Source organism: Cryobacterium sp. 10I5, from assembly GCF_035019865.1.
In the GTDB taxonomy this organism is placed as follows: Bacteria; Actinomycetota; Actinomycetes; order Actinomycetales; family Microbacteriaceae; genus Cryobacterium; species Cryobacterium breve_A.
Genome location: NZ_JASJVI010000050.1, coordinates 20,500 through 27,428, shown reverse-complemented (window position 1 = coordinate 27,428; position 6,929 = coordinate 20,500). Strand labels below are relative to the sequence as shown.

The 6,929-nt window shown below is 72.4% G+C and carries 6 protein-coding genes; 5 read left to right on the top strand and 1 reads right to left on the bottom strand.

The annotated features are described in order from the left end of the window. Positions 1-139 precede the first annotated feature (139 nt). Complete coding sequence (locus tag QN350_RS12855) at positions 140-1,348, bottom strand: MFS transporter (RefSeq protein WP_322137801.1); 1,209 nt, start codon at positions 1,346-1,348, stop codon at positions 140-142. A gap of 245 nt (positions 1,349-1,593) precedes the next feature. On the opposite strand from QN350_RS12855, the gene QN350_RS12850 reads away from it, so the two are divergent. From QN350_RS12850 to QN350_RS12830, 5 genes are all read left to right on the top strand, one after another. Beyond that, a complete protein-coding gene (locus QN350_RS12850) occupies positions 1,594-2,484 on the top strand; it encodes a sulfurtransferase (protein ID WP_416173004.1) in 891 nt (296 codons plus the stop codon). A gap of 102 nt (positions 2,485-2,586) precedes the next feature. Beyond that, complete coding sequence (locus QN350_RS12845; RefSeq protein WP_322137800.1) at positions 2,587-3,585, top strand: siderophore-interacting protein; 999 nt, start codon at positions 2,587-2,589, stop codon at positions 3,583-3,585. Between the two features lie 143 nt (positions 3,586-3,728). Continuing rightward, the gene (locus tag QN350_RS12840) at positions 3,729-4,733 is read left to right on the top strand and encodes a FecCD family ABC transporter permease (RefSeq protein ID WP_416173048.1); all 1,005 of its coding nucleotides are present in this window, start codon (positions 3,729-3,731) and stop codon (positions 4,731-4,733) included. Next, a complete protein-coding gene (locus tag QN350_RS12835) occupies positions 4,730-5,896 on the top strand; it encodes a FecCD family ABC transporter permease (RefSeq protein ID WP_322137798.1) in 1,167 nt (388 codons plus the stop codon). Before QN350_RS12840 ends, QN350_RS12835 begins: the two co-directional genes overlap by 4 nt. Then, on the top strand, positions 5,893-6,912 hold the full coding sequence (locus QN350_RS12830) for an ABC transporter ATP-binding protein (RefSeq protein ID WP_322137797.1): 1,020 nt from the start codon (positions 5,893-5,895) through the stop codon (positions 6,910-6,912). Before QN350_RS12835 ends, QN350_RS12830 begins: the two co-directional genes overlap by 4 nt. The last annotated feature ends 17 nt before the right edge of the window (positions 6,913-6,929 follow it).

The window sequence follows — 6,929 nt, the reverse complement described above, 5'->3', positions numbered from 1 at the left end:
CTTTTGGCCCTTAAACCGCGGGTTTAAGGGCCAAAAGTGTACTCTCGCGGCACTCTGCCGGCACCATACCGGCACTCTTGCGACCCCTCGCGGGCGGGCGCCGGCGCGAGGGTCCTGGCGCGGTGCGGGGCGGTGCGGGCTAGGAGACCTGGATCTGGATCGGCGCGGTGTCGGGGATCGGGCCGGCGTCGCGGCCGCGCAGGTCGGGGTGCCAGCGGCGTCCGAGCGCAGGAATCAGGGTGCCGAGCGCCGCGAAACCGGCGGCGACGAGGATGGCCGAACCGGCGCCGTTGTGGTCGATCATGAAGCCGGCCGTCGCCGACCCGAGCGCCGCGCCCATCAGCTGGCCGGTACCGACCCAGCCGTACGCCTCGGCGGTGTCACTGAACTTGACGCTCGCGGAGACGATCCCGAACAGCACGGCGAAGGCCGGCGCGATGCCGATGCCCGCGAGGAGCAGGGTGGCGGCGAGCCACCAGAAGCTGAGTCCCAGGGTCGCGAGGGACAGGCCGATCGTGACGATCAGCATCCGCCCGGCGAGGGCCCACGGACCGATCGGCGCGTGGCCGAGCGCGAGGCCGCCCACGAGCGAGCCGATCGCGAAGATGCCGAGCACCCAGCCGGAGTCCGCGCTGCCGTGGCCGAATGCCGCGACGACGCCGGCCTCGACGGCGGAGCACGCCGCGACGAGCATGAAGCCGACGACGGTGCTGAGGAGCACCGGGGGACGCTTGAGCACGGCGCCGAGCTTGCGGCGGCTGCGCGGGATCCGCACCCGGCCGACCTCCGGCAGCACGACGAACCAGATGCCGCCGCCGACCAGGAACGCGGCGGCGAGCAGGATGCCCGCGACGGAGCTGATCTGGATCGCGACGAACGTGGCGATGACCGGTCCGAGCACCCAGATGATCTCCTGGGCGGATGCGTCGAGCGAGAACAGGGGGGTGAGCTGGCGGGAGTTGACGATCTTCGGGTAGATCGTGCGCACGGCCGGCTGGATCGGCGGTGTCGTCAACCCCGCGACGAGGCCGATCACCATCAGGCCCCAGATCGGCAGGACCAGCAGCGCCATCACGACGATGGCGCTCGCGCAGATCGCGATCGTGGCGATGATGACCGGGCGCATGCCCCACCGGCCCATGAGGCGGCTCGTGAGGGGACCTGCGATCGCCTGGCCGATGCTCATCGCACCGAGCACGAGGCCGGCGGAGCCGTAGGAGTCGTAGACGCGCTCGATGTGGATCAGGAACGCGAGCGAGAGCATCCCGAACGGGAAGCGGGCGGTCAGCTGCGCGGCGATCAGACGGGCAACCCCGGGCGTCTTCAGGAGGGTCCAGTAGCTGCTCACTCGTTCAAGTCTACGGGCGAGGCCCGGTGCGGGACGAGTCGGGCCGCCGCCACGCAATCCGTCGCCACCCCGCGCCGAATTGCATCGCGCGCGCGGCCGTTTTCGCAACGAACGTGTACGGGACGCAATTCCGTGCCGACGACGGTGCCGCGGGGCGAGTCCCGGGCGGTGAGTGGCCCGCACCCTGGCCGAGGGCGTCGGCGGATGCGGGTGCCCGTGCCGCGCACACCCGGTACCGTGGTTTCGTGAACACTTTGATCTCCGCCGAAGACCTGGCCAGCCTGCTCGAGACGCGTGACGACATCCGTGTGCTCGACGTCCGGTGGGCGCTCCTCGGGCCGAGCGGACGCGACGAATACGCCGCCGGACACCTGCCGGGCGCGGTCTACGTCGACCTCGAGACCGAGCTCGCCCGGCCAGGGGCGCCCGAGGACGGGCGGCACCCGCTCCCCGCGATCGAGGACCTGCAGGCGGCCGTGCGTCGCTGGGGAATCCACGACGACGACACCGTGGTGGTCTACGACGACCTGAGCCTGATGTCCGCGGCGCGGGCGTGGTGGCTGTTGCGGCACGCCGGGCACCGGAATGTGCTCCTGCTCGACGGTGCGCTCGCCGCCTGGCGCAGGGCGGGCTTGCCGCTCGTCGCGGGGGAGCAGCCTGACCCGCCGATCGGCACCGCACACCTCAGCTACGGTTCGCTCGGCACGATCGACGCCGACACCGCCGCTGCCATCGCGCACACCGGCATCCTCCTCGACGCGCGTGCCGGCGCCCGCTACCGGGGAGAGACGGAGCCGGTCGACCCGCGCGCCGGCCACATCCCCGGCGCGGTGAGCGCCCCGACCGCGGATACCCTCGCCGACGACGGCCGCTTCCTGCCCGCCGACCAGCTCCGCGCGCAGTTCGAGTCCCTCGGCGTGCGGCCGATGCGACCGATCGGGGTCTACTGCGGATCGGGCGTCACCGCCGCCCACGAGATCGCCGCGCTCACGATCGCCGGGTTCGTCCCCTACCTGTATCCCGGATCCTGGTCGCAGTGGTCCAACCTCCCGGACCGTCCCGTGGAAACCGGGGACGGCCCGCGCGGCGGGTCCGGTGGGTCCGCAGGGTTCACCGGGGCCAGCGTCGGGCTGTAGCCGGCCGAGCCGGCTCGCGGCGGCATCCGCTCGTCGTCGTGACCGGTGTGCTCACACCGAATTCACACGGCACGCGGAGCCCGGGGATGCAATACTTAGGTAATGCTTACCTTACCCAGCACCGAGGTGACCGGCGAGGACCTGCTCCCTGACGCCCGCCCCGGCTACCGGCCCTACCGGGCGACGGTCGCGGGTATCCGGCGCCTGAGCCCGCATTTCGTGCGGGTGACCTTCACCGGCCCCGAATTCGAGCACTTCGGCACGGCCGGACTCGACCAGCGGATCAAGCTCGTCCTGCCGATCCCCGGCGTCGGCCTGGCCGATTTCGGCGCGGACGAGCAGCATGACCCTGCCTCGACCGGAACGGGCTGGTACGACCGCTGGCGGGCCCTTCCCGAGGCGGAGCGCAACCCGTTCCGCAGCTACACCGTGCGCTCGGTGCGCCCGCACCTCCGCGAACTCGACGTCGACTTCGTCTCCCACGGTCCGGCGGATGCCGCCGGTTCCGGCGCCGGCGCGGCCTCGCGCTGGCTCGCCGCGGCCCAGGTCGGCGAGCACGTCGTCATCGTCGGACCGGACTCGCGCAGCCGCGACGCGGGACTCGGCCTCGACTGGCGCCCCGGCGACGCCACCTACCTGCTCCTCGCCGGCGACGAGACCGCGGTCCCCGCGATCTGCGGCATTCTCGACACCCTTCAGCCCGGGCGCACGGCGCACGCCTTCCTCGAGGTGCCGGATGCCGCGGACCAGCTCGACGTCCGGGTCCCGGACGGGTGTTCGGTCACCTGGCTTCCGCGCGGTGCCGCCCCGCACGGCGAACGCCTCGACGCCGCCGTGCGCACCTGGGTCGCCGGTCACCGGGGACCAGAGGTCCCGATCGGGGCCGGCGTGAACGCCGCAGAGCTCGAGATCGACGTCGACCGCGACACCCTGTGGGACACCCCGGACACACCCCCGGGCGCCGGCTTCTACGCCTGGCTCGCCGGCGAGGCCGGCGCGATCAAGCGCCTCCGACGGTTCCTCGTGAGCGAGACCGGCGTCGACCGCCGCCGCGTCTCCTTCATGGGCTACTGGCGCCTCGGCAAAGCCGAGCCCCAGTGAGCCGTCTGGCACACCCCTCCGAGCTCCCGGCCGCGAACAGCCCGGCCCTGAACCGCCCTGCCCCGAACCAATTCGACGGAGTTTTTGCCCAAAACACACCGGAGAGTGCTCTTTCGGGCCCGAAACCCGAAAAACTCCGTCGAATCGGTTCGGGTCGGCGGTCGGCGGCGGGGCTCCTCGCCGCGGCCGTGCTCCTCGCCCTCGTGATCATCGCCTCCCTCGTGGTCGGCGCGCGGGACGTGTCATTCGGCACCGTCCTCGACGCCCTGTTCCGGCCGGATCCCGCCGTGACCGACCAGCTGGTTGTGCTCGACCTGCGCATCCCGCGCACGGTCGTCGGCCTGCTCGCGGGCCTCGCTCTCGGTCTCGCCGGCGCGCTCATGCAGGGCGTCACCCGCAATCCCCTCGCCGACCCCGGCCTGCTCGGCGTCAACGCGGGCGCCTCCCTCTTCGTCGTCGGCGGGATCGCCCTGTTCGGGGTCACGAGCGCGCTCGGCTACGTGTGGTTCGCCTTCGTCGGGGCCGCGGTCGCGGCATCCGTCGTCTACGTCATCGGTTCGCTCGGACGCGGGGGAGCGACGCCCGTCAAGCTCACCCTCGCCGGCACCGCGCTCACCGCGGCGCTCACCTCGCTGATCACCATCGTGCTGCTCAGCGACCCGGCGACCTTCGATCGCTACCGGTTCTGGTCGGCGGGCTCCCTCTCCGCCCGCGGCCTCGACACGGCACTGCAGCTCGCGCCGTTCATCCTCGTCGGAGCCGTGCTGGCGGCAACGGCCGGGCGGATGCTCAACGCGCTCGCCCTCGGAGACGACCTCGCCCGCGGCCTCGGCCAGAACGTCGTGGCCGCACGGATCGTCTGCTTCGTGGCCGTCGTGCTGCTCTGCGGCTCGGCGACAGCGCTCGCCGGCCCGATCGTCTTCGTCGGCCTCGCGGTGCCGCACCTCGCCCGCTGGTTCGCCGGCCCCGACTACCGCTGGACCCTCGCCCTCTCCGCGCTGCTCGGCCCGGCCCTGCTCCTGCTCGCCGACGTGATCGGCCGCGTGATCGCCCGCCCCGGCGAGGTCGAGGCCGGCCTCGTCGTCGCGTTCCTCGGCGCCCCCGTGCTGATCGCGCTCGTGCGCGGCACCAAGGCGGTCGGACTGTGACCCCGCGCACACCCCACGCTGCACCGGCCGGCCTCGCCGAGGGTCGCCGTTCCCGCCCGGAATCCCCGGTGCACCGGGTCGTCCCGGCAGAAGCGGCGACTCTCGCGGTGGCGCGGGGCGCGCGACGCCGCCGGGAGCGTCGGATCGCGATCGTCCTCGCCGCCGCGCTGCTCGTCGTCGCCGCGCTGAGCCTCTCCGTCGGCTCCTATTCCGTCGCGGTGCCCGACCTGCTCCGCACCCTCGCCGGCCAGGGCACGGGAGCCGAGAACTTCATCGTGCTGACCCTGCGCCTGCCCCGGCTCGTGCTCGCGCTCCTGACCGGCATCGCCTTCGCGCTCTCGGGCGCCCTGTTCCAGACTGTGCTGCGCAATCCGCTCGCGAGCCCCGACATCGTCGGCGTCACCGGCGGGGCGAGCGCCGCCGCGGTGCTCGGGATGCTCGTGCTCGGCTTCGGCAGCCTGGCCACCGCCTTCGCGGCCTTCGGCGGTGCGATCCTCGTCGCGACCATCATCTACCTGCTCGCCTGGCGCGGCCGTGGCGGAGGTACGAGCGGCGTCGCCGGCTACCGCTTCGTGCTGATCGGCGTCGGCGTCGCGTTCATGGTGCAGGGCCTGCTCGGCTACCTGCTCAGCCGTGCCGAGCTTCGCGACGCCCAGGACACCCTCACCTGGCTCGTCGGCAGCGTGAGCGGTGCCGCGTGGCCAGAGATCGCCGTCGTCGCGATCGGGCTCGCCGTGCTCCTGCCCATCGTGCGGATGCTCGCGCCGCGTCTCCGCGCGCTGCAACTCGGCGACGACCTGGCTACGAGCCTCGGGGTCGGCGCCGAGCGCAACCGGCTCGGACTCCTCGCCGTCGCCGTCGCCCTCGCCGCGCTCGCGACGGCCATGGTCGGCCCGCTCGCGTTCGTCGCGTTCGTGTCCGCGCCGATCGCCCGACGCCTCGTCGGCACCGGCGGGCTCGGCCTCGTGCCGTCGGCCCTGGTCGGCGCCCTGATCGTCAGTGGCGCCGACTTCGCCGCCCAGCACCTGCTCCCGGGCGGACTCCAGCTCCCGGCCGGGGTCGTCACCGGCGCCATCGGGGCACCCTACCTGCTCTGGCTGCTCGCGACCGGAGCCGCGGGCGGCAGCGGCAGCTCGCGCGACAGCACCGAAGGAACCCGATGACCCAGCCAGAACCGCACACTCCCGACCCGCGGCCTAACCGATTCGACGGAGTTTTTCGGCTTTTTGGCCCGAAACGGCCCTCTCACGGACGTTTCGGGCAAAAACTCCGTCGAATTGGTTCAGGGCCGGAAGCTCGGACGGACGCAGCATCCGTCGACCCAGTTGACCGCGCCGACCGCACGCACCATGAGCTGCGCACCGTCGCCCTCGGCCTCGGCTACGACGGCGTCCCGATCGTCACCGACCTCGACCTCGAGATCGCCGTCGGACGCATCACGGTCATCGTCGGCGCGAACGCCTCGGGCAAGTCCACGCTCCTCCGCGGACTCGCCCGCCTGCTCGCCCCGCAGTCCGGCGTGGTCCTCCTCGACGGCATCGACATCACGAAGATTCCGGGCAAGCGGGTCGCGACCGCGCTCGGCCTCCTGCCGCAACAGCCGCTCGCGCCGGAGGGCATCACCGTCGGCGAACTCGTCGGTCGCGGCCGGCATCCGCACCAGGGCTGGTTCCGCGGCACCACGGCCGCGGACGACGCCATCGTCGCCGACGCCCTCGTGCGCACCGGAACCCTGGACCTCGCCGCGCGCCGGCTCGAGGAGCTCTCCGGCGGCCAGCGCCAGCGGGTCTGGATCGCGATGGCCCTCGCCCAGGACACCGACATCCTGTTGCTCGACGAACCGACGAGCTTCCTCGACGTCGCCCACCAGATCGAGGTCCTCGACCTTCTCCTCGAACTCAACCGCACGCGGGGCACCACGATCGTGATGGTCCTCCACGACCTCAACCTCGCGGCCCGGTACGCCGACGAGATGCTCGTGATGCGCTCAGGCGGCATCATCGCCGCCGGGCCGCCCGCGAAGACCCTGACCGTCGACGTCGTCCGCTCCGCCTTCGGGCTCGACGCCCTCGTCATCCCAGACCCCGTCTGCGGTTCACCGCTCGTCGTGCCGATCGGAAGATTCCATCCTGCACCGACCCCGGCATCCGCTATATTAGGTAAGGCTAACCTAAGCTAGTTGAAGTGAGCCAGACC